The sequence below is a fragment of the Nonomuraea sp. PA05 genome, assembly GCF_008086045.1.
In the GTDB taxonomy this organism is placed as follows: domain Bacteria; phylum Actinomycetota; class Actinomycetes; order Streptosporangiales; family Streptosporangiaceae; genus Nonomuraea; species Nonomuraea monospora.
The window spans coordinates 1-23831 of record NZ_VSEY01000008.1 but is presented as its reverse complement, the minus strand read 5'-3'; the positions used below and the strand labels follow the sequence as shown (position 1 = coordinate 23831).

Genomic DNA, 23831 nt, shown 5'->3' with positions numbered 1-23831 from the left:
CTCCCCGTCACGCCGCCTGATGTGCCCGCGTCGATCGGCCCCTACTCGTCGCCCTCCACCCGCATCACGCTCGCCACCGCCCGCACGATGTCCAGCTCCCGCAACCCCGCCATCGTCGCGGAGAGCGCCGCGTCCGTGGCCCGGTGGGTGACGATGACGAGCTGGGCGTCGTCGCCGTGGCCCTCCTGCCGGACGGTCTGGATCGACACGTCGTGCTTGGCGAACAGCTCCGCCACCTGCGCCAGCACGCCCGGCTTGTCGGCGACGTCCAGGGACACGTGGCAGCGGGTGACGGTCTCGCCCATCGGATGGACGGCCAGGTCGGCGTAGGTGGACTCCTCGGGGCCGTGGGTGCCCGCCAGGCGGTTGCGGCCGACGGCCACCAGGTCGCCGAGTACGGCGGAGGCGGTCGGGGCGCCGCCCGCGCCCTTGCCGTAGAACATGAGCTGGCCCGCCGACTCCGCCTCCACGAAGACCGCGTTGTACGCCTCGCGCACCCCCGCCAGCGGGTGGGAGCGGGGGATCATGGCCGGATGCACCCGCACGCCGAACGAGCGGCCGTCGTCGGAGCGGGCGCAGATGGCCAGCAGCTTGATGACGTACCCCATGGCCTTGGCGGAGGCCACGTCGGTGGCGGTGATCTCGGTGATGCCCTCGCGGTGCACCTCGTCGGCGCGTACGCGGCTGTGGAAGGCGAGCCCGGCCAGGATGGCGGCCTTGGCGGCGGCGTCGAAGCCCTCGACGTCGGCCGTCGGGTCGGCCTCGGCGTAGCCGAGCGTCTGTGCTTCCTCCAGCGCGTCGGTGAAGGACGCGCCCGTGGAGTCCATCTTGTCGAGGATGTAGTTGGTGGTGCCGTTGACGATGCCGAGCACCCGCTTGACGCGGTCGCCCGCCAGCGACTCGCGCAGGGGGCGCAGCAGCGGGATGGCGCCGGCCACACTGGCCTCGAAGTACAGGTCGCCGTTGCCGGTGCGGGCGGCCTCGTGCAGGGTGGAGCCGTCTTCGGCGAGCAGCGCCTTGTTGGCGGTGACGACCGACTTGCCCCTGGACAGGGCGGCGACGATCAGCGAGCGGGCCGGCTCGATGCCGCCGATGACCTCGATCACGATGTCGACGTCGTCGCGGGTGACGAGGGACTCGGCGTCGGTGGTCAGCAGCTCGGGATCGACGTCGATGTCGCGCTTGCGGCCCAGGCGGCGCACGGCCACGCCGGCCAGCTCCAGCGGCGCGCCGACGCGGGCGGCCAGGTCGTCGGCCTGCTCGTGCATGAGCCTGATGACCTGCGAGCCGACGACTCCGCAGCCCAGAAGAGCCACTTTCAGCGGTTTCACAGCTGCCCCCTCAACAGGTCGTCCTCGGTCTCGCCCTGCACGATCACCCGGGAGACGCCGCCTGAGACGGCGACCACGGCGGGCCTGGGCAGGTAGTTGTAGTTGCTGGCCAGCGAGCGGCAGTAGGCGCCGGTCGCGGCCACGGCGATCAGGTCGCCGGGGGCGAGGTCGGCGGGCAGGTGCAGGTCGCGGACGATGATGTCGCCGCTCTCGCAGTGCTTGCCGACCAGGCGGCTGAGCATCGGCTCGGCCTCGCTGGCCCGGCTGGCCAGCACGGCGGTGTACTCGGCGCCGTACAGGGCGGTGCGCACGTTGTCGCTCATGCCGCCGTTGACGCTTACGTACGTGCGCAGCCCCTCGACGTCCTTGATCGTGCCGACCTCGTAGAGGGTGACGCCGCCGGGGCCGACGACGGTGCGGCCCGGCTCGACGGTCAGGCGGGGCACGGGCAGGCCCGCGTCCACGCACACCTTGGAGACGATCTCGCGCAGGCCGTCGGCCAGCTCCTTGATGTCGGGGGCCTCGTCGCCCTCGACGTAGGCGATGCCGTAGCCGCCGCCGAGGTCGAGCTCGGGCAGGACCACGCCGTGCTCGTCCTTGATCTGAACGAGCAGCGCGGTCAGGCGGCGCGCGGCCACCTCGAACCCGGCCGTGTCGACGATCTGGGAGCCGATGTGGGAGTGCAGCCCGACCAGCTCCAGCTGGGGCAGGGCCAGGATCCGGCGGACGGCCTCGGCCGCCGCCCCGGTGTTCAGCGACAGGCCGAACTTCTGGTCGTCGTGCGCCGTCGCGATGAACTCGTGCGTGTGCGCCTCGACGCCCGTGGTGACCCTGATCATCACCTTGGGCCGCTTGCCGTGCTGCTCGGCGAGGAAGCCGAGCCTGGCGATCTCGTCGTAGGAGTCGACCACGATGTGCCCGACCCCGGCCTCCAGGGCCCTGGTCAGCTCGGCGACGGACTTGTTGTTGCCGTGCATGGTGATGCGTTCGGCGGGGAAGCCGACGCTCAGCGCGACCGCCAGCTCGCCGGCGCTGGCGACGTCGAGCCCGAGGCCCTCGGCCTGCAGCCAGCGCACGATCTCCTTGCACAGGAACGCCTTGCCGGCGTAGTGCACCTCGGAGCCGGCGAACGCCGTGGCGTAGTCGCGCATGCGCGAGCGCACGTCGTCCTCGTCGATGACGTAGAGGGGCGTGCCGTGATCGCGGGCCAGATCGCGGACGTCCACGCCGCCCACCGTGAGCGCGCCTTCGGTCCGGGTCGACGTTCGGGGCCAGATCGCGGGGTTGATCCGGTTGAGGTCGGCGGGCGCCAGCGGCGGGCGCTCCTGGGGCAGCATCTCGGCGTGCCGGTCCCCGGCGGGATGGGCGAATCGACTCACCCGATCGAGGCTATCGGAAGCGCAAGTACGCCATGACCCTGTGACCACGTATCGAGACGCGATCACGCCCCAGAAGGGATATTTTTACGATTTTTCGCCGTTTAGCCGGATATTTTGTGACACGTCACAAACGGTCGGGGCCGGGGAGGACCTTCCGCACCACGTCCGCCACCCGCACGCGGGCGGCGTGCACCGGCCCCGGCTCCTCGTCACCGACCGGAACGGCGGGCGCCCGCTCGTGCGCGTCGTGGTACGCCAGCGCGAGCCGCAGGAGATAACCCTCCCACCCCGGCTCCCGGCTGACCACCCTCCCCGGCAACTCGGCCAGCACCCGCAGCACCCGCCGGTGGTACCGGTCGGACAGCTCCGCCGCCGCGAACCCGTCCCCCACGCCAAGCTGCCCGGCCCATCTGAGGACGGCGCAGGCCCGCGCGTGCCCGTACCGCACCACGAACCCGGGGTTGTCCCAGGTGCGCGGGAAGTCCGGCCAGACCGGCTGACAGGGGACGGCCGCGGGCTCGGCGTCCAGAGAGGGCTCGGTCAGGACGATCCGCAGGAATCCCCTCCCCTGGATCTCCACGGCGGCCACCCCGTCCAGCTCCCGCACCCGGGCGGCCAGATCCTCGGCGGGCAGGCGGCGGCGCAGGGCGGCGGCGGAGACGTACACGACCTCCTCGTCCCACGTGCCCTCCGGGACGGGCGGCTCACCCAGTGCCTCGGCGAGCTTGTCAGGCAGCGTCATGGCGACGACCCTACGCAGTGACGGGGTGTCGGAGGAGGAGCCATGACGCTGCCTGATCGCGGGACGGTCCTGGCCAGGCGCCGGATGCGGGAGACGCGGCGGGACATGGTCCTGACCGTGCTCGCCGGCGTGGGGCTGGCCGGGTGGGTGTCGGGGCCGACGTGGCGCAGCCTGGGGCTCGCGGTCGTGCTGGTGGCAGGGGCGGCGGTGGTGGCCGGGCTGTGCGGGGCGGCCGTCATGAAGGTGCTGCGCCGGCCGGTCGCGCCCGTGGTGATCGGGGTGATCGTGGCGACACTGAACGAGGTCCTGCGGTGGGGGCTGGTGGCCTGGGGCGGGCTGGGGGCGGCGGAGGCGGCATGGATGGGGGTGTGGAGCTTCCTCGTTGGGCTCGGCGTCATGCTGGCGTCCCTCAGGCTGGCGTTACGGACGCTCGCGGCGAACCAGGCTGGCGAGGTGGAGGAACCGGGCGAACGCCCTGGGTCGTTGCTGAGCCCGCTGCGCCTGATCCACAGCGTGGCGCTCATCTGCCAGGAGGTCGCCCGCTGCCTCCTGGTGGCGTGGAGCCCCTGGCTCGTGCTGGTGACGATCGCCGAGGCAGGCCTCGCAGGCGGGTTCCCCCGGAACCACCCCGCCTCGACCTGGATCGCGACCGCGGGCGGCTACACCCTCCTGGCCGTGGCCCTGGCCCTGTGGCTCAGATGAGCGCGTGCGGCTCCGCCGACCCGTACTCGACCAGTTGCGCGGCCCCCAGCAGCCAGCGGTCCTCGTCGCGCACCCGCACGTAGCCGAACCGGTCCGCCGAGAAGACCTTGATCCCGTCCGTGCGGCACTGCCGCATGAGGACCTCGTCCCAGCCTTCGGTGAGGTCGGCGAAGCCCAGCTCGCGCAGCGTGTTGCGGCGGGCCAGGAGGGTGCCGCCGGTGACCTCGGGCAGGTAGGAGTATTCGGCCTCGGGCTGCTTGAGCAGCGTGGCCTGGGGCTTGCGCAGGTGGGCGTAGAAGGCGGCCTTGCCGACGATGTCGGCGGTGCTGAACAGGAAGGCGCGCCGCAGGTCCGACAGGTAGTGGGGGCCGTAGACGTCGCGCGGGTCCATGACTGCCACGAGGTCGGCCTCGCACAGGTCGATGCCGGCGTTCAGCATGGCGCCCTCGGTCATGGACGGCTGCGGCCGGCGGTGGATGACCTCCACGTCGGGCAGCACGTCGCGGGCGCGCAGCTCGGCCTCGGGCGGGCCGATGATGATGAGCTGGTCGATCCCGGACTGCTTGGCGACCTGGGCCAGGGCGTGCTCCATCAGGTACGGGTCGAGCACGGGCAGCAGGACGGAGGTGTTGAGGGTGGGGCGGGCGCTGGGCAGGCCGATGGCGTCGAGCAGCTCGTCGACGCGCTCGCTCATCGTGCCCATCGCGTACGCCCTGCGCAGCGCGACGTGCGCGCGCCGCGAGTCGGCCTCGGTGCCGATGGGCGTGCCGCAGGCGGCGATCTCGGCCAGCCGCCACTGCGGGGTGCCGGGCGGGCAGTCGGCGGCGGCGGGCCAGCGATAGGAGGTCAGGACGTCGGGGTAGGTCAGGTGGCCCGGCAGGAGCTGGTCGAGCGTGAGCACCCGGTCGATGCGGCCGCCGGCCAGCGGCAGCGGGTTGTGCACCCGGGGCTGCACGCCGAACTGCAGCCGCGGCCAGGCCACGGTCAGGTCGGCGGTGAAGCGGTGCTCGAACAGGTCGGCCGCCGCCGCGTACGCCGACACGTCGCCCTTGGTGTGCCAGAAGACGGTGCGGATGCCGCGCTCGGCGCACCAGGCCAGCAGCGCCTTGAGGCCCTCGCCCGGCTCGCCGGTGAGCTCCTCGGCCCACGGGCCCTGCGTGACGGACTCGACGACCAGCAGGTGCGGCACCTCCAGGGGCAGCACCCTGGCGAAGTCGCGGGGCGTGAAGCCGGTGGTCTGGCGCCACTCGTAGCGCAGCAGCGCCTCTGCGTGCGGGTCGGCGATGACGGCGGCCGTGAGGTGGGGGCGCGTGTTGGGGCCGGTGGGCACGCGGTACGGCTTGAGCTTGAAGGAGGCGCCGCCGAGTGTCCTGGTCGTGGTGGTGGCCTGGAAGGCGGCTCCTGGGCGCTCGTCCTTGGGCTTGGCGGCGCCGGCGACGGGCTTGCGCTTGGGCGCGGTGGGGCGCTTGACGGGCTTGGCGGCGCCCTTGAGCCCCCTGGCGAGGCGTACCGGGTTGCTCTTGCCGCTCTTGATGGCGTCTCCGAGGCGGCTCCAGCGGGCGACCTTCATCGACGAGAGCTTCCACTGCGCGACCTCGGCCTGGAAGCGCTGCTCGGCCAGCTCCCCGCGCAGCTTGTCGGCGGTGGCCTGCTCGGCGGCCAGCCGCTCCTCGGCGTCGCCGAGCTGCTCGGCCAGCGCCTTGGCCTCCTCGGCGCTCTCCTGCGCCGCGGCCAGCTCGGCCTGGGCGGCGTCCAGCAGCCTGGCCAGCTCGGCGGCGCGCTCGGCCTGCGCGATAGCGTCACGCAACGCCCGTCGCGTGCTCTCCAGCTCTGTGGACACCGGTCCTCCTTCGTCGGTCCGGCGTCAAGACGCTGCGTCTAATCGTTCGCTCACTACGTTCGCGAACCGGACCTCCGCTCTCGTAGCCCGCCAAAGGATACTCTTTGCCGAGAAGCGTCTCGAAGGGATTGAGATCCGGTGCAGTTCAACGTGCGGCCCTATGTCTGCGGCGCTCTCGGCCGGATCGACACCGCCGTGCTCGGCAAACTGATGGCCGCGGGCCCCAAGGTCTGGCCCGCGCTCCAGTCGGCCGACGCGGCCCTGTTCAGCTCCTCCCCGCTGCCGCCCTACCACCGGTCGGGCGACGCGTACGCCTTCGCCTGGGGCGAGCGCAGGCCGAAGACGGCCGAGGTCGAGTGGATCACGGTCGCGGAGACGTACGAGACGCCCGGCCTGATCGGCGACGGCCGGAAGGTGACGCTGCACACGGGCGCGCTGGGCCTGGTGGACGTCTACTACGTGCGGCTGGGCGAGGCGGTCTACTTCTCGTCCCTGATCCAGCCGCTGCTCAGCCTGGTGCCGGTGCGGATCGACTGGTCGGCGTGGGCCTCGATCCTTCAGGTGACGTTCCCGCTGGGCGAGGCGACGCCGTACACGGAGGTCAAGCGGCTGCCCGGGGCGAGCGCGCTGGTGTTCGAGCACGACCGGCTGGCGACCGAGCGGCGGCTGCCGCGCTGGCTGCGTACGGAGCCGTACGAGAAGTGGATCAGCCCCTCGGAGATCGTCGAGCTGCTGCACGGCGTCTACGGGGACTACGACGGGCGCAAGCTGCTGGTGCCGGTCAGCGGCGGCTACGACTCGCGGCTGCTGGCGAGCGTGGCCTCGGCGCGCGGGTTCGACGTGGAGTCGTGGACGACCAGCCCCGACGACGGCACCGACACCGACATCGCGTTCGCCAGGTCGATCACCAGGGAGCTGGGCATTGCGCACCGGGTGGTCACGCAGGACGCCGCCGCTTATCCGGCCGACGCGATGGAGGTGGCGCGCAGGCTGGAGTACCTGACGCCGCACCACGCCTGGTACGCGCCCTTCGCCAAGGAGGTGCACGGCGCGGGCCGGATCCTGGTGGACGGGCTGGCGGGCGGTCCGCTGCTGAAGAACTTCATGGTCAGCGGGGCCGCGCTGGAGGCCACGTCGCAGGCGGAGCGGTCGGCGGCGGTGCTGGCCTCGCTCTCACTGGGTCAGCCGACGCAGCCGTTCCTGTCGAAGGCGGCGGCCCAGTGGATGGACGAGACGGTGCGCGAGCAGTTCCTGGCCACCACCTCGATGCTGCACGGGCACCGGGCCGAGCTGCCGCTGTCGGTGCTGCACACCAGGACGGTGCGGGGCATCGCGCGCTCGGCGGTGAACCTGGTGGGCCCTGAGGCGTCGTTCGCTGCGCCGTTCATCCACCCGGAGTTCTTCGACGCGGCGCTGTCGGTGGGCGTGGCGCGCAAGGACAAGGGCCGCTTCTACCGCGAGGTGCTGTACGCTGCCAACCCGCGCGTGGCGGCGCTGCCCTCGACGAACGTGATCAAGCAGCCGCTCCAGCGGGTGCCGCTGCGCTCGACGGCGGCTCCGGCCCGGAACTACTCGCACCGGATGCTGGAGGTTCTGGCCGGCCGGATTCCGAACCTGTTGTCGGATGAGCTGCACGAGGTGGTCGCCGGCGGGCCCGACGCGCTGACCAGGTTCAACGGCTGGAACGATCGATTCTGGGTGCGCGGACTGGTGCTGTTCGGCCTCTGGCTGAACGACTTCGAGAACGACCTCTCGGACCTGGCCACGCCTTTTTAGTGAACTCTAGGTAACAGGGTGATTACATCCTGATCTCGCGGGTATCACACCTCGCACAGCAGAAGCGGGTTCCGGAAAGCCAACGGGCTGGTAGTGTTCGGCCCGTAAGCGCCGCACAAACGGGTACTAGATCACAAATCCGGGCTCGTTTTAGGGCAGTGGAGTTCGCAGGGATGACGACTCCACGCGGCGCGGTCACCAGATAACAACGCCGGGGCAACCGGTGACTTCGTCCTGCCCACATCTCTTCCTGTGAGCGACATCATGATCAACGCATCCCCAACGCCGGAGCCGATCTCCGAGGCCTTCGTCTCGGAGGATCCAGCCTGGTACAAGCGGGCGGTGTTCTACGAGGTTCTCGTCCGGGGGTTCAAGGACTCCAACGGCGACGGCACCGGCGACCTGCGCGGTCTCATCGAGAAGCTGGGCTATCTCGAGTGGCTGGGCGTGGACTGCCTGTGGCTGCTGCCTCTGTACGAGTCGCCGCTGCGCGACGGCGGATACGACATTTCGGACTACATGAAGATCCTCCCGGATTTCGGAGATCTGGGGGACTTCGTAGCGCTGATCGAGAAGGCCCACGAGAAGGGCCTGCGGATCATCACCGACCTGGTGATGAACCACACCAGTGATCGGCATCCCTGGTTCCAGGCGTCCCGGCACGACCCGGAGGGGCCGTACGGCGACTTCTACGTGTGGTCAGACCATCCTGGCGGCTACCCCGACGCGCCGATCATCTTCATCGGCGCCGAGGAGTCCAACTGGACCTACGACCCGGTGCGCAAGCAGTACTACTGGCACCGCTTCTTCCACCACCAGCCGGACCTGAACTATGACAACCCGGCGGTGCAGGAGGCCATGCTGGAGGTGCTGCGCTTCTGGCTGGACCTGGGCATCGACGGCTTCCGGCTGGACGCGGTGCCGTACCTGTTCGAGCGCGAGGGCACCGCGTGCTCCGGGCTGCCCGAGACGCACGCGTACCTGAAGAAGATCCGCGCGGAGGTCGACCGCCTCTACCCGGACCGGGTGCTGCTGGCCGAGGCCAACGGCTGGCCCGAGGACGTGGTGGAGTACTTCGGCGACCCCACCACGGGCGGCGACGAGTGCCACATGGCCTTCCACTTCCCGCTCATGCCGCGCATCTACATGGCGGTCAAGAAGGAGACCAGGGAGCCGATCTCCGAGATCATGTCCCGCACGCCCAAGCTGCCGGAGACCGCGCAGTGGGGCATCTTCCTGCGTAACCACGACGAGCTCACGCTCGAGACGGTGACCGAGGAAGAGCGCGACTACATGCACAAGGAGTACGCCAAGGACCCGCGCATGCGGGCCTACCTGGGCATCCGCCGCCGGCTGGCCCCGCTGCTCGACAACGACCGCGACCGGATCGAACTGTTCACCGCGCTGCTGCTGTCGCTGCCCGGCTCGCCGGTCATCTACTACGGCGACGAGATCGGCATGGGCGACAACATCTGGCTGGAGGACCGCGACTCGGTCCGCACGCCGATGCAGTGGAGCCCCGACCGCAACGCCGGGTTCTCCTCGGCCGACCCCGGCCGGCTCTACCTGCCCGCCGTCATGGACCCGATCTACGGCTTCCAGGCGGTCAACGTGGAGGCCCAGCAGCGGCACGAGGGGTCGCTGCTGCACTTCACCCGCAAGATGCTGGAGATCCGCCGCAGGCACCCCGTGTTCGGCGTGGGCGCCTACACGGAGATGTGGTCGTCCAACCCCTGCGTGCTCACGTACGTGCGCGAGGACGGCGACGACGTCATGCTGTGCGTCAACAACCTGTCGAAGTTCCCGCAGCCCGTCGAACTCGACCTGCGGCGCTTCGAGGGCATGACGCCCGTCGAGGCCAGGGGCGGGGTGCCGTTCCCCGCGATCGGGGAGCTGCCCTACCTGCTCACCCTGCCGGGGCACGGCTTCTACTGGTTCGCGCTGAAGAAGCCCGAGGATAGCCTCATCGAGAGGTGACCGGCACCTGGGCACGGGCCGCGCGGCGCGCGGGGATGAGCGCCACCGCGAGGGCCGTGCCCACGGCGACCAGCACCGCCACACCCAGCGTCAGGGCCGACGGCGCGCGGCCGATGCCCGCGCCGACGCCGCTGGTGTGGCCCTGCCAGTCGATCAGCCCGGTGACGACGGAGATGCCCGCCGCCGTGCCCACGCCCACGCCCAGCACCACCAGCAGCCCCGTGCCGGTCACGAGCGTGGCCATGACCTGGCGCGGGGTCAGCCCCATGGCCTTGAGCACGGCCAGGTCGAAGGCGTGGTCACGCAGGCCCAGCGCGCTCGCGGTGAGCAGGTTGGCCAGGCCGATCAGGGCCAGCACGGCGATCAGCGCCACGATGACCACCCGGATGATCGACAGCCGGTCGGCCGGGTTGACCGCGGCCTGCACGTCCAGGCCCTCCTGCGAGGCTGCCAGCAGCCGTCCCCGCACCTCCAGCGGGTCGGCGCCCGGCTTGAGCGCGAGCGCGTAGTACTCCGGCGGCACCGCGTCCTTGGCCGCCAGGCTGTCGAGCCCCACGGACAGCACCTCGCCGTCCTGCTCGGGCTCGACCGTCCTGCCGACGATCCTGACGATCAGCGGGGTGCCGCCCACCGTGAGCCGCACCCGGTCGCCGATCTTGAGCCCGAGCAGGCCGAGCAGCCCCTGCCCGGCCACCGCCTCGCCCTGTCTGGCGTACATGCGGCCCTCGACCACCGGGAACGGATACGGGGTCGCCGAGCTGCCGATGGCCCGCACCCGCACCGATCGGGCCTCGCCCGGGGCCAGCGCGTTCACGTCGGTGCCCGGGTAGACCTCGGTCACGTCCTTGTCCTGCCCGGCCAGCCGCTCGGCGACGGCCGGCTCCTCCTTGCCCGGTTTGACGTACAGGGCGGCGTGCTGGCCCACCTGCTCGGGGTGGGCGGAGAAGTTGTCGAGCGTGGCCCACACGCCGAGGCCGATCGTGATCATCATCATCGGCACGGCCAGGCCGAACGCCGTCAGGAACGCCGGCACGCGGCGGGTGAAGGCGTCTCTGGTGCCCAGCACGAGGGCGGGCGGGAGGCGTACGAGCAGGGCCAGGCGAGCCAGTCTGGACAGGTGGCCACGGGGCGGCGCGGAGGGCACGTCGGGGATCGGCGGCGTGCGGCCGCCCCGCCAGGCGGGCACGCCGACGGCGGCCAGCACCACCAGCGCCGTGCCGCCGACGATGGCCAGCACGGGGAAGGGCGCCACGGAGCCCACGCCCAGCATGGCCACCATCACGCCCCAGCCCACCACGGCGCCGATCGCGACGCCGAGCAGGCCGAGCGCGCCGTGCTCGACCAGGAGCAGCAGCGCGACCTGGCCCCTGGTGAAGCCCATGGACTTGAGCGTGGCCAGGTCGCGGAGCTGGCCCAGCACCCGGCCGCCGGCGGCGTTGGCCAGCGCGAGCGCGGCGGCCACCAGGCCGACCACGCCGAACAGCGCGAGCAGCGTGCCCAGCAGCCGGTTGTCCAGCTCCATCGCGGACCTGACCTCGCGCCAGGTGTAGACGCGCTGGAGCCGGTCCTCCAGCAGCACGACCACGCGCTGCGAGACGACCTGGGCGGCCTCGGGGTCGGCCAGGCGCAGCCCGGTGACCCACTCGCTGCGGCCCAGCATGGGCTCGACGCGGTCGAGCATGACGGGCAGCACGTAGGCCAGGCCGGGTGTCCACTCGGGGTAGAAGCCCTGGTCGGCGGAGTCGGCGATGCCGCGCACGTACAGGGTGTGGCGCTCGCCGTTGATCGTGATGATGCTGAACGGGGCGCCGAGCCGCAGCCCCAGGGAGCGGGCGAACGAGCGCTCGACCACCACCCCGTCGGGCTGCGACGGGTCGAGCCAGCGGCCCTCGGCCACCAGGGGGTGCGCCACCGCCGCCGGGGTGGCCGGCATCGCGCGCAGCGAGGCCGGCTCCTTCTTGCCGTCCTGCGCCACCGTGACGGGCGCGGAGCGGTACGGGCCCGCGGTCTGCGTCACGCCGTCGATGCCGCCCAGCGCGACCTGAGGGCTGTCCTTGGTGTAGATCCAGACGTGGGCGCCGTCGGTCTGGGCCGACAGGCTGCGCCACGGGTTCGTGCTGTCCTCCAGCAGGGTCGCGGCGGTGATCAGCGCGGCCACGATGCCGGCCACGGCCAGCACGGTGAGCACCGCCTCCCCCGTCCTGGCCCGCAGGTCGGCCCTGATCCACCTGCTGCCCGCGAGCGCTGTGCTCATGGATGGCTCACTCGCTCCAGTTCGTGCTCATCGGAGGTCGATCACCTCTCCGGCCGTACGCGTGCGGCGGCGCGCGATGCGGCCGTCGTCCACGATCTCCCCGTCGAACAGCGACACGAGCCGGTCGGCCAGGCTGGCCACGCGGGCGTCGTGGGTGACCATGACGATGGTCTGGCCCTGCTTGTGCACGTCGCTCAGCAGCCGTAGCACGTCGCGCGTGTTGCGGCTGTCGAGGTTGCCGGTGGGCTCGTCGGCCAGCAGCAGGGCGGGCTCGTTGGCCAGCGCCCTGGCCAGCGCGACCCGCTGCTGCTCGCCGCCGGAGAGCTGGGCGGGCGCGGCATCGGCCCTGTCGGTCAGGTTGAGCGCGGCCAGCAGGCTCTCGCGCCGCTCGCGGGCCACCTTGGGCGAGGCTCCGGCCAGCAGCGCGGGCAGCTCGACGTTGTCGCCCACCGTCATGTTGGCGACCAGGTTGAAGAACTGGAAGACGAAGCCGATCTTCTTGCGCCGCAGCAGCGCCCAGGCGCTCTCGGAGAGCGTGTCGGTGCGCTTGCCGTCGAGCCAGATCTCGCCGCTGGTGCGCGCGTCGAGGCCGCCCAGCATATGGATGAGCGTGGACTTCCCGGAGCCCGACGGGCCCATGATCGCGACGAACTCCCCCGGCTCGACCTCCAGGTCCACCCCGCGTACGGCAGGGACGGGGACCGCGCCATCCTGGTAGATTTTGACCAGATTGACCGTTTTCACAACCGGGCTCATGCCAGATCCTCCTGGCAGCGTTCGAGCCAGTCAAGATCCGCCTGAAGATGCAACATGGCCCCTTCGATCAGCAGCATCGCCACCCGATCGGTCGGCGCGGTGCGGGACAGCAGGTCGTTGAGGTCGCCCATCAGCGACAGGTAGTGCCGCCGTTGCCGGCTGATCAGCGCCATCCGGTCGGCGATGCCGGTGAGCGGGGCGAGCACGAGCTTCATGAAGAACTCGTCGCGCACCCTGGGGCCCTCGGTCGGCTCGTCCACCCAGGCTTCGAGCGACTCCCGGCCCTTCGCGGTCAGATAGTAGACCTTCTTGTTGGGCCGGTTCGACTGCTCGACGTCGACGGCCCTGATGAGGCCGTCCTTCTCCAGCCTGCCGAGCGTGACGTAGATCTGCCCGATGTTCGGGGAGGGGTACGCGCTGCCGAACGTCTGCTCAAGCGCTTGTTTGAGCTCGTAGCCATGGGCAGGCTCTTTCGCCAGGAGCGCCAGCAGGTGAGGCCTCACCGCTCTCCTCCCCGGTCTGTTACGTACGCGTTACAGACCAATCCGTTGACCTACAGATTACCGCTGTGCATAACATGAATGCATCTACCTAACACGTATGTAATTCGACCTGAACGTGGAGGAAACAGGGTGCTTCGCCTGCTGCCTGCACTCCTGGCCGTGACCCTGGCGGCCGGCTGCGCGACGGCGGGCGACGAGGGCGGCGGCGAGACCGGGACGGGCGGAACAGGCCCGATCACCTTCGCCACCGGACGCGACACCACGGCGTACCTGCAACCCCTGCTGGATCGCTGGAATCAGGCCCACCCGGCCGAGAAGGTGACGCTGCTGGAGCTGCCCGAGGCCGCCGACGAGCAACGCGCTCAGATCGCGGCCAACCTGCAAGCCCAGAGCAACCGGTACGACGTGCTGGGGCTCGACGTGGTGTGGACTGCCGAATTCGCGGAGAACGGCTGGATCATCCCCCTGGAGCGCGGGTTGTTCCCGCTCGACAGGTTCCTGCCGCCCGTCGTGGAGACGGCCGTCTACAAGGGCAAGCTCTGGGCCGTTCCGTACACGAGCAACGCTGGGCTGCTCTACTACCGGAAAGACCTGGTCAAGAAGCCGCCTCGGACGTGGGCCGAACTTCGCGACCAATCACGCGAGATAACGAAAAAGCACAACATAGGAGGGTATGCGGGGCAGTTCCTGGCCTACGAAGGGCTCACGGTCAACTTCTCCGAGGCCGTCCAGTCGGCCGGCGGGGAGCTCGTCAGCCGCGACGGCACCGAGGTGACCTTCGATCCGGCCAAGGGCAGGGTCGCACTGGACTTCCTGCTCCAGGGCCTGCGCGAGGGCTGGATCCCCAAGGAGTCGCTGAGTTACAAGGAGGAGGAGTCACGCCTGGCCTTCCAGGAGGGCCGGCTCGCCTTCGCCCGTAACTGGCCGCACGCGTACGGACCGGCCAAGGCCGAGCTGGGCGACAAGCTGGGCGTGACCCGGCTGCCCGGCCTCGACGGGCCGGGCTCCAGCACGCTGGGCGGCGCCAACCTGGCCATCAGCGCCTACTCCAAGCACCAGCACACCGCGCAGGAGTTCATCCGCTACTTCACGAGCCTGGAGAACGAGCGCCGGGTCCTCACCGAAGGCTCGTTCCCGCCCGTGTGGAGCGAGCTGTACGACGACCCCGAGCTCATCGAGCGCTTCCCCTACCTGCCCGTGCTCAAGGAGAGCATCCTCGCCGCCCGGCCACGGCCGGTGAGCGCGAACTACAACCAGCTGAGCCTGGTGATCGCCAGTTCGGTCGCCAAGGCGCTCGGCAACCCCTCCCCCACGGCCGCCGACGACGTCGCGGCCGGCATGAAGTCAGAACTCGAAGAGATCATCAGAACCCAGTGAGGCAGCCATGCGAAAAGGCAGAGCAGCAGCGATCCTGGCCGGGCTCGCGGTAGCCGTCGCCGCCTGCGGCAACGCGCCGACGACGACCGAGCCCACCGCGGCCGGCTCGGCATCGGCGACCAGCGGCGGCGCCAAGTCGCTCCAGGGCGTCAAGATCGAGGTAGCCGCCAAGTGGACCGGCGCCGAGCAGAAGAACTTCGAGCAGGTGCTGAAGGCCTTCACCGACAAGACCGGCGCCGAGGTCACCTACGCCTCCACCGGTGAGGACACCGGCGCCTACCTCGGCCCGCGCATCCAGGGCAACAACCCGCCGGACGTCGCGATCCTGCCGCAGCCCGGCCTGGTGGAGCAGTACGTCGAGCAGAACGCGCTCAAGCCGCTGACCCCCGAGGTCACCGCGGAGATCGACGCCAACTACACGCCGTACTGGAAGGAGCTCGGCTCCGTCGACGGCAAGGTGTACGGCGTGCTGGTCAAGGCGGCGCACAAGTCGCTGGTCTGGTACCGGTCGCAGGCGTTCGAGGACGCCGGCGTGCAGCCGCCGACCAACTGGGACGAGATGATGAAGGCCGCGCAGACCGTGGCCGACTCCGGCACCCCGCCGTTCTCGCTGTGCGGCGCCTCCGGCTGGACGCTGACCGACCTCTTCGAGAACGTCTACCTGTCCACCGCGGGCCCCGAGAACTACGACAAGCTCTCCGACCACGAGATCCCGTGGACCGACCCGACCGTGGGCGTGGCGCTGGAGAAGATCGCGCAGATCGTGTCCAAGAGCGACAACCTGGTCGACGGCACCTCCGGCACCATGCAGACCGACTTCCCGACCTGCGTGACCAAGGTGTACGGCACCGACAAGGCCGCCATGGTCATCGAGGCCGACTTCGTGGCCGTCGAGGCCGTGAACGCCGGCGCCAAGGTCGGCGAGGAGGCCAAGTACTTCCCGTTCCCGAAGGCCGGTGACACCACCCCGGTCGTGCTCGGCGGCGACGTGGCCGTGGCCATGAAGGACACCCCCGGCGCGATGGCGCTGGTGCAGTTCCTGGCCTCCAAGGAGGGTGGCGAGGTCTGGGCCAAGCTGCCCGGCTACCTGTCGCCCAACAAGAACGTCTCGCCCGACAACTACCCCGACGAGCTGACCAAGCAGCTCGGCCAGACGATCGTCTCCGCCGGCGACGCCGTCCGCTACGACATGTCCGACCTGGCGCCGAGCGCGTTCGGCGGCACCGACGGCAAGGGCGAGTGGAAGGTGCTGCAGGACTTCGTCCGCGACCCGAGCGACGTCAAGGGCACCCAGGAGGCGCTCGAAGCAGAGGCCGCTAAGGCCTGGAAGTAAAGAGGTAAGGCCGTGACCGAACGGTTGGACGGCCGGCAGGACCCGCCCGCGGCGCAGACCGCGGGCGGCACCTCCACCGGACCGGCTGAAACCCCCCGTACCAGAAAACGCCTCGGCCCCTCGCCGGCGGTCGCCATCGCCTTCCTCCTCCCGGCAGCGGTGCTGCTGGGGATCTGGGTGGTCTATCCGATCGTCTACTCCATCATCCGCAGCCTCTACGGCGCCAACGGGTTCACCGAGTTCGTGGGGCTCGGCAACTTCATCTCGATCTTCACCGACGCGGGCACGCTGACGACGATCCGCAACAACCTGATCTGGGTGATCGTCGCCCCGATCATCGTCACCGTGCTGGGCCTGATCTTCGCCGTGCTGACCGAGCGCATCAGGTGGTCGACGGCGTTCAAGCTGATCGTGTTCATGCCGATGGCCGTCTCGCTCATGGCGGCGGGCGTCATCTTCCGCCTCGTCTACGAGCAGAGCCCGGACAAGGGCCTGGCCAACGCCATCCTCACCACCGTGGCCGACACGTTCTCCTCCTCGCAGGGCTATCCGGACGCCAGGCCGCGCGAGGGCGACCAGTCGCAGGTCGCCGCGCAGGACGGCGCGGTCGTCACCAAGCAGCCCGCCCAGGCCGGCACGCCGGTGCTGATCCCGATCGTCGGCGTCAAGCCGGAGATCATGCCGTCCAACGCCCAGCCCGCCCAGTCCGCTCCCGCGGGCGACGGACTGTCGGGGACCGTCTGGTTCGACTTCACGCAGGGCGGCGGCGGCCAGAGCGGCGTCGTGGACGGCACCGAGAAGGGCCTGCCCGGCATGACCGTCGAGGCGGTGCAGAACGGCCAGGTCGCGGGCACCGCCACGACGGCCGAGGACGGCACGTTCCGCTTCGAGGGTTTGGCGCCAGGGGCCTACACCGTACGGCTGCCGCAGTCGAACTTCCAGGCCTCGTACGGCGGCCTGCAGTGGCTGGGCCCGACACTGATCACACCCGCGATCATCGGCGCGTTCGTCTGGGTGTGGGCCGGGTTCGCCATGGTGCTGCTCGCGGCCGGCCTGGCGGCGATCCCGCGTGACGCGCTGGAGGCGGCCCGCATCGACGGCGCCACGGAGTGGCAGGTGTTCCGCAAGATCACCGTGCCGCTGCTGTCGCCGGTACTGCTCGTCGTCTTCGTGACGATGATCATCAATACGCTGAAGGTGTTCGACCTGGTGTTCATCATCGCGCCCGCCTCGGTGCAGCCGCAGGCGAACGTGGTCGCGCTGGAGATGTGGCGCGTGTCGTTCGGCGGCGGGAACAACCAGGGGCTGGGCAGCGCGCTGGCGATCTTCCTGCTCATTCTGGTCCTTCCCTTCATGATCATGAACATCCGGCGGTTCAGGAGGGGAGAGTCATGACGACCGCGACAGCCACAGCGCCACCCGCGGGCTCGTCCGGGCTGGAGTCGGGAGCGCCCCGCAGGGGCATCGCCAGCAGGATCGTCGACAGGCTGGGCAGCGGCGCCGTCCAGGTCGTCATGATCCTGCTCGGCCTGTTCTGGCTGGTGCCGACGCTCGGCCTGCTGGTCGTCTCACTGCGGACCAACCAGGTCAACAGCGCGGAGGGCTGGTGGACGATCTTCACCAAGCCGGCCGAGCTGACCATCCAGAACTACGCCAACCTGCTGGGCAGCGGGTTCTCCGCGTCCTTCTGGAACACGGTCGCGATCACGGTGCCGACCACGTTGCTGGTGATCGGCATCGCGGCCATGGCGGGGTACGCGTTCGCCTGGATGGACTTCCCCGGCAGGGACGTCGCGTTCCTCGTGGTCGTCGGGCTGCTGATCGTGCCCATCCAGATCGCGCTGATCCCCATCGCCTCCTTCTACGGCAGCACCGGAATCTTCGGCACCATCCCCGGAGTGGTGCTGTTCCACGTGGCCTTCGGCCTGCCGTTCGCGATCTTCCTGCTGCGTAACTTCTTCGTCGGCATCCCCGGCTCGCTGCTGGAGGCGGCGCGCATGGACGGGGCGTCGGAGTGGAAGATCTTCGTGTCGGTGGTGTTCCCGCTGGGCAAGCCCGCCATCGCGTCGCTGGGCATCTTCCAGTTCCTGTGGGTGTGGAACGACATGCTCATCGCGCTGGTCTTCGCGGACACCGGGAACCAGCCGATGACCAAGTACCTGCAGTCTCAGATGCGGCAGTTCGGGTCGAACACCGACATCCTCTCGTCGGGGGCGTTCATGTCGCTGATCATTCCGCTGGTGTTGTTCTTCGCGTTCCAGCGGTACTTCGTGCAGGGCATGATGGCCGGCTCCGTCAAGTGACGACGGCTTGAACGGGCGCCCGCTCCGCTTGTCGGGGGCGGGCGCCCGCTTCGTTTTTCGGGGGCGGGCGCCCGTATCCGCTGCCCGGGGCGGGCGCCCGCCGTAACGCCCAAACGAGCAGTTTCGATGCTTTTTCATGAAGCGTCTTCTCGCTCTCACCGCAGCAGCCTTCCTCACGCTTCCGCTCACCCCCGCAACCGCCGACCCGGCGGGCACGCCGGGCGCGGCGGGCGCGGGCGACCCGTACTTCCCCGGCCAGGGCAACGGCGGGTACGACGCCCTCCACTACGACCTCACCCTCGACTACGACCCGGCCTCCGGCCGCCTGTCCGGCCGCGCCGACCTGGCGGCACGGGCCACGCAGGCACTGAGCCGCTTCAACCTCGACCTCGTCGACACGCTGACCGTACGCTCCGTGACCGTGGACGGCAGGCCGGCCTCCTACACGCAGAGCGGCTCCGAGCTGGTCGTCACCCCGCCCCGGACACTGCGCGACCGGCGCGGCTTCTCTGTCGTGATCCGGTACGACGGCAACCCCGCCCACGTCATCGACCCCGACGGCTCCATGGACGGGTGGATCAAGACCGATGACGGCGTCTTCAACGCCAACGAGCCCCAGGGCGCGATGACCTGGTACCCCGGCAACCATCACATGACGGACAAGGCCACGCACCGCTTCACGGTGACCGTGCCCGGCTCCGTCGTCGCGGTGGCCAACGGCGACCTGGTGCGCAAGGCGTCGAAGGGCGGGCGCACCACGTACGTGTGGAACTCCCGCGAGCCGATGGCCGGCTACCTGGCCACGGTGTCGATCGGCACGTTCGACCTGGCCGACTCCAGGATCGGCCGCTACCGGGTGACCACCGCCGTGGACCCGAAGGCGGCCGGTGACGCCACGGGCTTCGCCGAGCGGCACCCGCCGGTGCTCGACTACTTCAGCGGGCTGTTCGGGCGGTACCCGTACTCCTCGACCGGCGGCATCGTGGACCACGCGCCCGAGGTCGGCTACGCGCTGGAGACGCAGACCCGGCCCATCTACCCGCGCGTGCCCAGCGAGTCGCTGCTCGCGCACGAGCTGGTGCACCAGTGGTTCGGCAACTCGGTGACGCCCACGCTGTGGCGCGACATCTGGCTGAACGAGGGCTTCGCCACGTACGGCGAATGGCTCTGGAGCGAGCGGCGCGGCGCGCAGAGCGTGCAGGACGCCTTCGACGAGGCGTACGCGCGGCCGGCCGAGGACGAATTCTGGCAGACCCCGACCGCCGACCCCGGCGGCCCCGAGAACCTGTTCCACGCCCCCGTCTACGACCGCGGCGCGATGACGCTGCACGTGCTGCGGGGCGCGGTCGGCGACGACGCGTTCTTCGCGATCCTGCGCGCCTGGGTGCGCGAGCACCGGTACGGCAACGCCGACACCGCCGCCTTCGTGGCACTGTCGCAGCGCGTGTCCGGCAAGGATCTCGCGGGCCTCTTCGACGCGTGGCTGTTCAAGCCGGGCAAGCCCTCGTTGTGATCATTCTGGTACGGATTGTCCCCGGGTTCGGCAGGCAAGCCGTACCAGACCTGACTAAGCTCAACGGCCATGGCCGGTCGTCCGTTGAACGAAGTCGTCGAAGAGGGTTGGGCGCGCGCCCTCGAGCCCGTGTCCGAGCAGATCTCCCTGATGGGAGAGTTCCTGCGCAACGAGATCGCCGAAGGCAGGCAGTACCTGCCCGCCGGCGCCAACGTGCTGCGTGCTTTCAACCAGCCCTTTGACGAGGTCAAGGTGCTGATCGTGGGTCAGGACCCGTACCCGACGCCCGGTCACCCCGTCGGCCTGTCGTTCTCCGTGGCGCCCGAGGTGCGGCCGCTGCCCGGCAGCCTGGTCAACATCTACAAGGAGATGGAGACCGACCTGGGGCTCCCGCGGCCCGCCAACGGCGACCTGACACCGTGGGCCGACCAGGGCGTCCTGCTGCTCAACAGGGTGCTCACCGTGATGCCCGGCAAGCCCGCCTCGCACCGCGGCAAGGGCTGGGAGCAGGTCACCGAGCAGGCCATCCGCGCCCTGGTGGGGCGCGACAAGCCGATGGTGGCCATCCTGTGGGGCCGCGACGCGCGCAACCTGGCGCCCATGCTCGGCCAGGTGCCGCGCATCGAGTCGGCGCACCCGTCCCCCCTGTCGGCGCGCAGCGGATTCTTCGGCTCGCGGCCCTTCAGCCGGGCGAATGAGCTGCTCGTCGCGCAAGGCGCGGCGCCTGTGGAGTGGAAGCTGCCCTAGCATCGTCGCCATGAGTGATGAACCGAAGTTCCTGCGCCTGACGGTCGAGCTGACCGTGGAGGTGCTCGACATGGACGCGCTGCAGGCCGCGGCGCTTGCCGAGATCCGGCATCCGGACGCCGATCTCACCGAAGAGGAGCGCACCGAGCAGGCCGAGCTGGTCGGCTCCGACGACTCCGGCGCCTCGGCGCTGCAGTGGCTGATCGAGCCTGACCACGTGCTGCAGCTCGTGGAGCACATCAGCGAGATCGAGCCCCGCGAGGCCGTGCTCGGCGTCGAGCCGTCGGAGGGGCCGAGCGAGGAAGAGGACGACGAAGAGCACGACCACGCGTGACGTGACATGACATGACATGACGTGACATGACGTGATGTACGGCGGCGGCCACGGCGTTCTGCGGACGTCGTGGCTTTTCGCTGTCCACGTCTTGCGCTGTCCTGGTCTTGCGCTGTCCTGGTCTTGCGCTGTCGTGTTTCTCGCTGTCATGTCTTCCGCTGAGTTCGCTGGATTCGCTGGATTCGCTGAGTTCGCAGTTCGCTGAAATCGCTGAGTTCGCTGAGGAGCCTTGATGATCGTCGCTTTCTCCATCACCCCGCTGGGCGTCGGCGAAGGGGTCGCCGAGCCTGTCGCGCGCGCCGTCAAGGTCGTGCGCGACAGCGGGCTTCCCAACCGCACCGACGCCATGTTCACCACCATCGAGGGCGAGTGGGACGAGGTCATGGACGTCGTCAAGCGCGCCGTGGACGCGGTCGCCGAGGTCGCCCCCCGGGTGAGCCTGGTGCTCAAGGCCGACCTGCGCGAGGGGGTCTCGGACGGCATGACCTCCAAGATCGAGTCCCTGGAACGCCACCTGTCCTGATATTTCGCGATATATCTTGACCCCTCCATAGACGCGTCATATTGTGTTGCCCTGACGCAGACGCGATAGTACGCGTGCTCGGAGGTGGTCTCAATGGAACGAGTGCCCGTTCTGGTGGTCGGCGGCGGGTACGCGGGGCTCAGCGCCGCGACGCTGCTGGCCTGGCGCGAGGTGCCCGTGATGCTGGTCGAACGGCATCCGAGCACCTCCGTCCAGCCCAAGGCGTTCGGGATCGGTCCGCGGGCGCTCGAACTGCTGCGCCCTGTGCAGGGGATCGAGGACGAGCTCAGAGACATCTGGGCAGGCATCGGCGACGGCATGCGCATCGCGATCGCCCGCGACATGGCCGACCCGGAGCCGCACCTGATCACCGACGGCGGACAGGCCGAGTACGCCTTCCTGGCCGCTCTCACCCCGGTCGCGATGGTGGGGGCGCCGCAGGCCGACATCGAGCGGGTGCTGCGGGTCAAGGCCGAGGAGCTCGGCGCCGACCTGCGCTTCTCCACCGAGCTGGTCTCACTGGAGCAGGACGCCGACGGCGTGACGGCGCTGATCCGCGGCAAGGACGGCGACCGGCTCGTACGCGCCGACTACGTGGTGGCCGCCGACGGTCACCACAGCCCGCTGCGTACGGCACTGGGCGTGCCCACCTCCGGCAAGGGCGAGCTGGGCAGGATGTGCTCGATCATGTTCGACGCCGACCTGTCGGACCTGGTGCGCGAGCGCGAGGTCACGCTGTGGTACCTGCGCAACGACGATCTCACCGGCGTGCTGGTGACCGGCGCGGGGGCCGGGGCGCACGTACTGGGCGTGCACGACGCCGATGGGCTTGTCCCCGTGGACCGCTGCGCCGAGCTGGTCCGGCTCGCGACCGGCCGCCCCGACCTGAACGTGCGGATCCTCGACCGGGCCACGTTCGGCATCGCGCACGTCCTCGCCGACACCTACCGGGCGGGACGGGTGTTCCTCGCCGGCGACGCCGCCCACACCATGCCGCCCACCGGCGGCCAGGGCGGCAGCACCGCGCTGCAGGACGGCGCCGACCTGGCCTGGCGGCTGTGGCTGGTCCTCACCGGGCAGGCCGGGCCCGCCTTCCTCGACACCTACGACGCCGAACGCCGCCCGATCGGCACCCTGACAGCCGACGCGCAGCTCGCCGAGCTGGGCACCCGCATGCCGCCGGCCGCGCGCATCGGCTACCCGGAACCGCTGCCCGACCTCCTGCACACCCTGCTCGGCCACCGCTGCCACTCCACGGCCATCCTCTCCGAGCCCGGCGACGACGGCTCCATCCTGGAGGACCCGCGCCACGCCGGCGGGCGGCCCGGCAGCCGCGCTCCGCACGTCGTGCTCGACTGGGACGGGCAACGCATCTCCACCATCGACCTGTTCGGGTCCGGCTTCGTCCTCATGGCCGCCAAGCAGGGGCGGCAGGCGTGGATGGAGGCGGGGCGGGTGGTCAAGGAACGGCTCGGGGTGGCGCTGACGCGGCTGCCGGTGGATGACGAGCTGCTGGACGTGGAGGGGCGTTTCGAGGAGCGGTACGGCGTCAGCGGGGGCGGCGCCGTGCTCGTCCGGCCGGACGGGTACGTGGCCTGGCGGTCGCCGGGGGCGGTTCAGGATCCGGTGGCGACGCTTGAGCGGGTGCTCCAGCAGATCCTGGGACGCTGACCTTCGCCCCGTGCCCTCACATCGCCTCCATGAGCAATCCCACGCTGCCGCTTCGGTCTCTTTTGGGAACTAAGTAAGTTCCTAATAGAGACCCGCTGAGGTAAAGTCCATCTCGTGGTCAGACAGCTACGCGAGCAGGACGTCCAGTGCTCGATCGCGCAGGCGGCCTCCGTCATCGGCGACTGGTGGAGCCTGCTGATCGTGCGCGAGGTGACGCGCGGCCATCGGCGCTTCGACGACCTGCTGCGGGAGCTGGGCATCTCACGGAAGGTGCTGACCGAGCGGCTGAAGCATCTGGTGGAGCACGGGGTGCTGCGGCGGAGGGCCTATCAGGAGCGGCCTGTGCGGCACGAGTACGTGTTGACGGAAACGGGGTGGGCGCTGGCGCCGACGCTGGTCAGCATGCAGGACTGGGCCGATCGGTGGTTGCTGGGGGACGGGTCGGCTACGGGGGCGCCCCGGGTCGGGGGGACGGAGGTGGCGCGCGTACACGCCCTCCTCGCCACAACGGTCCCCTCCCCGCTCCTCCTGCCCGCTACCCTCCCATCCGCTGCTACCGGAACCCCGCCACTCGCCACAACCTCGCCCGCTACTTGCAACACAGGGTCGCCCACCATCCAACACACCACCTTGCCCGCCGCCGCAGGCACCACGTCGCCCACCACCCTCAGCACCACGTCATCCACCACCCCCAGCGCCACGCCGCCCATCACCCCCAGCGCCACGCCGCCCATCACCCCCAGCGCCACGCCGCCCATCACCCCCAGCGC

Annotated in this window: 20 protein-coding genes; 13 read left to right on the top strand and 7 right to left on the bottom strand. The window is 70.2% G+C overall.

Translation table 11 applies throughout. From position 1 onward, the window contains the following. Positions 1-41 precede the first annotated feature (41 nt). The 3 genes from FXF51_RS14410 to FXF51_RS14400 form a co-directional block, all read right to left on the bottom strand. Complete coding sequence (locus FXF51_RS14410) at positions 42-1331, bottom strand: homoserine dehydrogenase (protein ID WP_148434953.1); 1290 nt, start codon at positions 1329-1331, stop codon at positions 42-44. After that, positions 1328-2710, bottom strand: coding sequence for a diaminopimelate decarboxylase (gene lysA / locus FXF51_RS14405; protein WP_148434952.1), 1383 nt, complete (start codon positions 2708-2710; stop codon positions 1328-1330). The genes FXF51_RS14410 and lysA overlap by 4 nt, the downstream gene beginning before the upstream one ends. Before the next feature lie 124 nt (positions 2711-2834). Beyond that, on the bottom strand, positions 2835-3452 hold the full coding sequence (locus FXF51_RS14400) for an anticodon-binding protein (RefSeq protein WP_148434951.1): 618 nt from the start codon (positions 3450-3452) through the stop codon (positions 2835-2837). Positions 3453-3494: 42 nt separating this feature from the next. Here FXF51_RS14400 and FXF51_RS14395 point away from each other — a divergent pair, with 42 nt between their 5' ends. Then, a complete protein-coding gene (locus FXF51_RS14395; RefSeq protein ID WP_148434950.1) occupies positions 3495-4154 on the top strand; it encodes a hypothetical protein in 660 nt (219 codons plus the stop codon). Here FXF51_RS14395 and FXF51_RS14390 read toward each other — a convergent pair. Next, complete coding sequence (locus FXF51_RS14390; RefSeq protein WP_262379514.1) at positions 4147-5994, bottom strand: glycosyltransferase family A protein; 1848 nt, start codon at positions 5992-5994, stop codon at positions 4147-4149. The two genes, FXF51_RS14395 and FXF51_RS14390, sit on opposite strands and share 8 nt — an antisense overlap. Positions 5995-6132: 138 nt before the next feature. Here FXF51_RS14390 and FXF51_RS14385 point away from each other — a divergent pair, with 138 nt between their 5' ends. Both FXF51_RS14385 and treS read left to right on the top strand, forming a co-directional pair. Then, positions 6133-7770: an asparagine synthetase B family protein gene (locus FXF51_RS14385; RefSeq protein ID WP_148434949.1), complete on the top strand. Its 1638-nt coding sequence runs from the start codon at positions 6133-6135 to the stop codon at positions 7768-7770. A gap of 264 nt (positions 7771-8034) precedes the next feature. Beyond that, positions 8035-9747 carry a maltose alpha-D-glucosyltransferase gene (gene treS, locus FXF51_RS14380; protein WP_148434948.1) on the top strand — a complete coding sequence of 571 codons (1713 nt, stop codon included), beginning with the start codon at positions 8035-8037 and terminating at the stop codon, positions 9745-9747. On the opposite strand, the gene FXF51_RS14375 is transcribed toward treS, so the two are convergent. The 3 genes from FXF51_RS14375 to FXF51_RS14365 are packed head-to-tail and all read right to left on the bottom strand — an operon-like array spanning position 9734 to position 13260. Next, the gene (locus FXF51_RS14375) at positions 9734-12001 is read right to left on the bottom strand and encodes an FtsX-like permease family protein (protein ID WP_148434947.1); all 2268 of its coding nucleotides are present in this window, start codon (positions 11999-12001) and stop codon (positions 9734-9736) included. The genes treS and FXF51_RS14375 overlap by 14 nt on opposite strands. Before the next feature lie 27 nt (positions 12002-12028). Further along, on the bottom strand, positions 12029-12757 hold the full coding sequence (locus FXF51_RS14370) for an ABC transporter ATP-binding protein (protein WP_148434946.1): 729 nt from the start codon (positions 12755-12757) through the stop codon (positions 12029-12031). Next, the gene (locus FXF51_RS14365) at positions 12754-13260 is read right to left on the bottom strand and encodes a PadR family transcriptional regulator (RefSeq protein WP_148434945.1); all 507 of its coding nucleotides are present in this window, start codon (positions 13258-13260) and stop codon (positions 12754-12756) included. Before FXF51_RS14365 ends, FXF51_RS14370 begins: the two co-directional genes overlap by 4 nt. A 129-nt stretch (positions 13261-13389) precedes the next feature. Between FXF51_RS14365 and FXF51_RS14360 the strand changes: the two genes are divergently transcribed. The 10 genes from FXF51_RS14360 to FXF51_RS61860 form a co-directional block, all read left to right on the top strand. Beyond that, positions 13390-14637, top strand: a complete 1248-nt coding sequence (locus FXF51_RS14360; protein WP_222871278.1) for an ABC transporter substrate-binding protein — start codon at positions 13390-13392, stop codon at positions 14635-14637. A gap of 7 nt (positions 14638-14644) precedes the next feature. Continuing rightward, positions 14645-15970, top strand: coding sequence for an ABC transporter substrate-binding protein (locus FXF51_RS14355; RefSeq protein ID WP_148434943.1), 1326 nt, complete (start codon positions 14645-14647; stop codon positions 15968-15970). Between the two features lie 12 nt (positions 15971-15982). Then, complete coding sequence (locus FXF51_RS14350; protein WP_148434942.1) at positions 15983-17365, top strand: ABC transporter permease subunit; 1383 nt, start codon at positions 15983-15985, stop codon at positions 17363-17365. Then, positions 17362-18273, top strand: coding sequence for a carbohydrate ABC transporter permease (locus FXF51_RS14345; protein WP_148434941.1), 912 nt, complete (start codon positions 17362-17364; stop codon positions 18271-18273). Before FXF51_RS14350 ends, FXF51_RS14345 begins: the two co-directional genes overlap by 4 nt. A gap of 136 nt (positions 18274-18409) precedes the next feature. After that, the gene (locus FXF51_RS14340) at positions 18410-19786 is read left to right on the top strand and encodes a M1 family metallopeptidase (RefSeq protein WP_148434940.1); all 1377 of its coding nucleotides are present in this window, start codon (positions 18410-18412) and stop codon (positions 19784-19786) included. A 69-nt stretch (positions 19787-19855) separates the two neighbouring features. Beyond that, a complete protein-coding gene (locus FXF51_RS14335; protein WP_148434939.1) occupies positions 19856-20533 on the top strand; it encodes a uracil-DNA glycosylase in 678 nt (225 codons plus the stop codon). Between the two features lie 10 nt (positions 20534-20543). Beyond that, positions 20544-20867 (top strand): hypothetical protein, encoded by a 324-nt coding sequence (locus FXF51_RS14330; RefSeq protein WP_148434938.1) that lies wholly within the window; start codon positions 20544-20546, stop codon positions 20865-20867. A 232-nt stretch (positions 20868-21099) separates the two neighbouring features. Next, positions 21100-21390, top strand: coding sequence for an MTH1187 family thiamine-binding protein (locus tag FXF51_RS14325; protein ID WP_148434937.1), 291 nt, complete (start codon positions 21100-21102; stop codon positions 21388-21390). A gap of 93 nt (positions 21391-21483) precedes the next feature. Continuing rightward, positions 21484-23061, top strand: coding sequence for an FAD-dependent monooxygenase (locus FXF51_RS14320; RefSeq protein WP_148434936.1), 1578 nt, complete (start codon positions 21484-21486; stop codon positions 23059-23061). Between the two features lie 114 nt (positions 23062-23175). Further along, on the top strand, positions 23176-23831 hold a 656-nt coding region (locus tag FXF51_RS61860; RefSeq protein WP_222871277.1), incomplete at its 3' end, for a winged helix-turn-helix transcriptional regulator.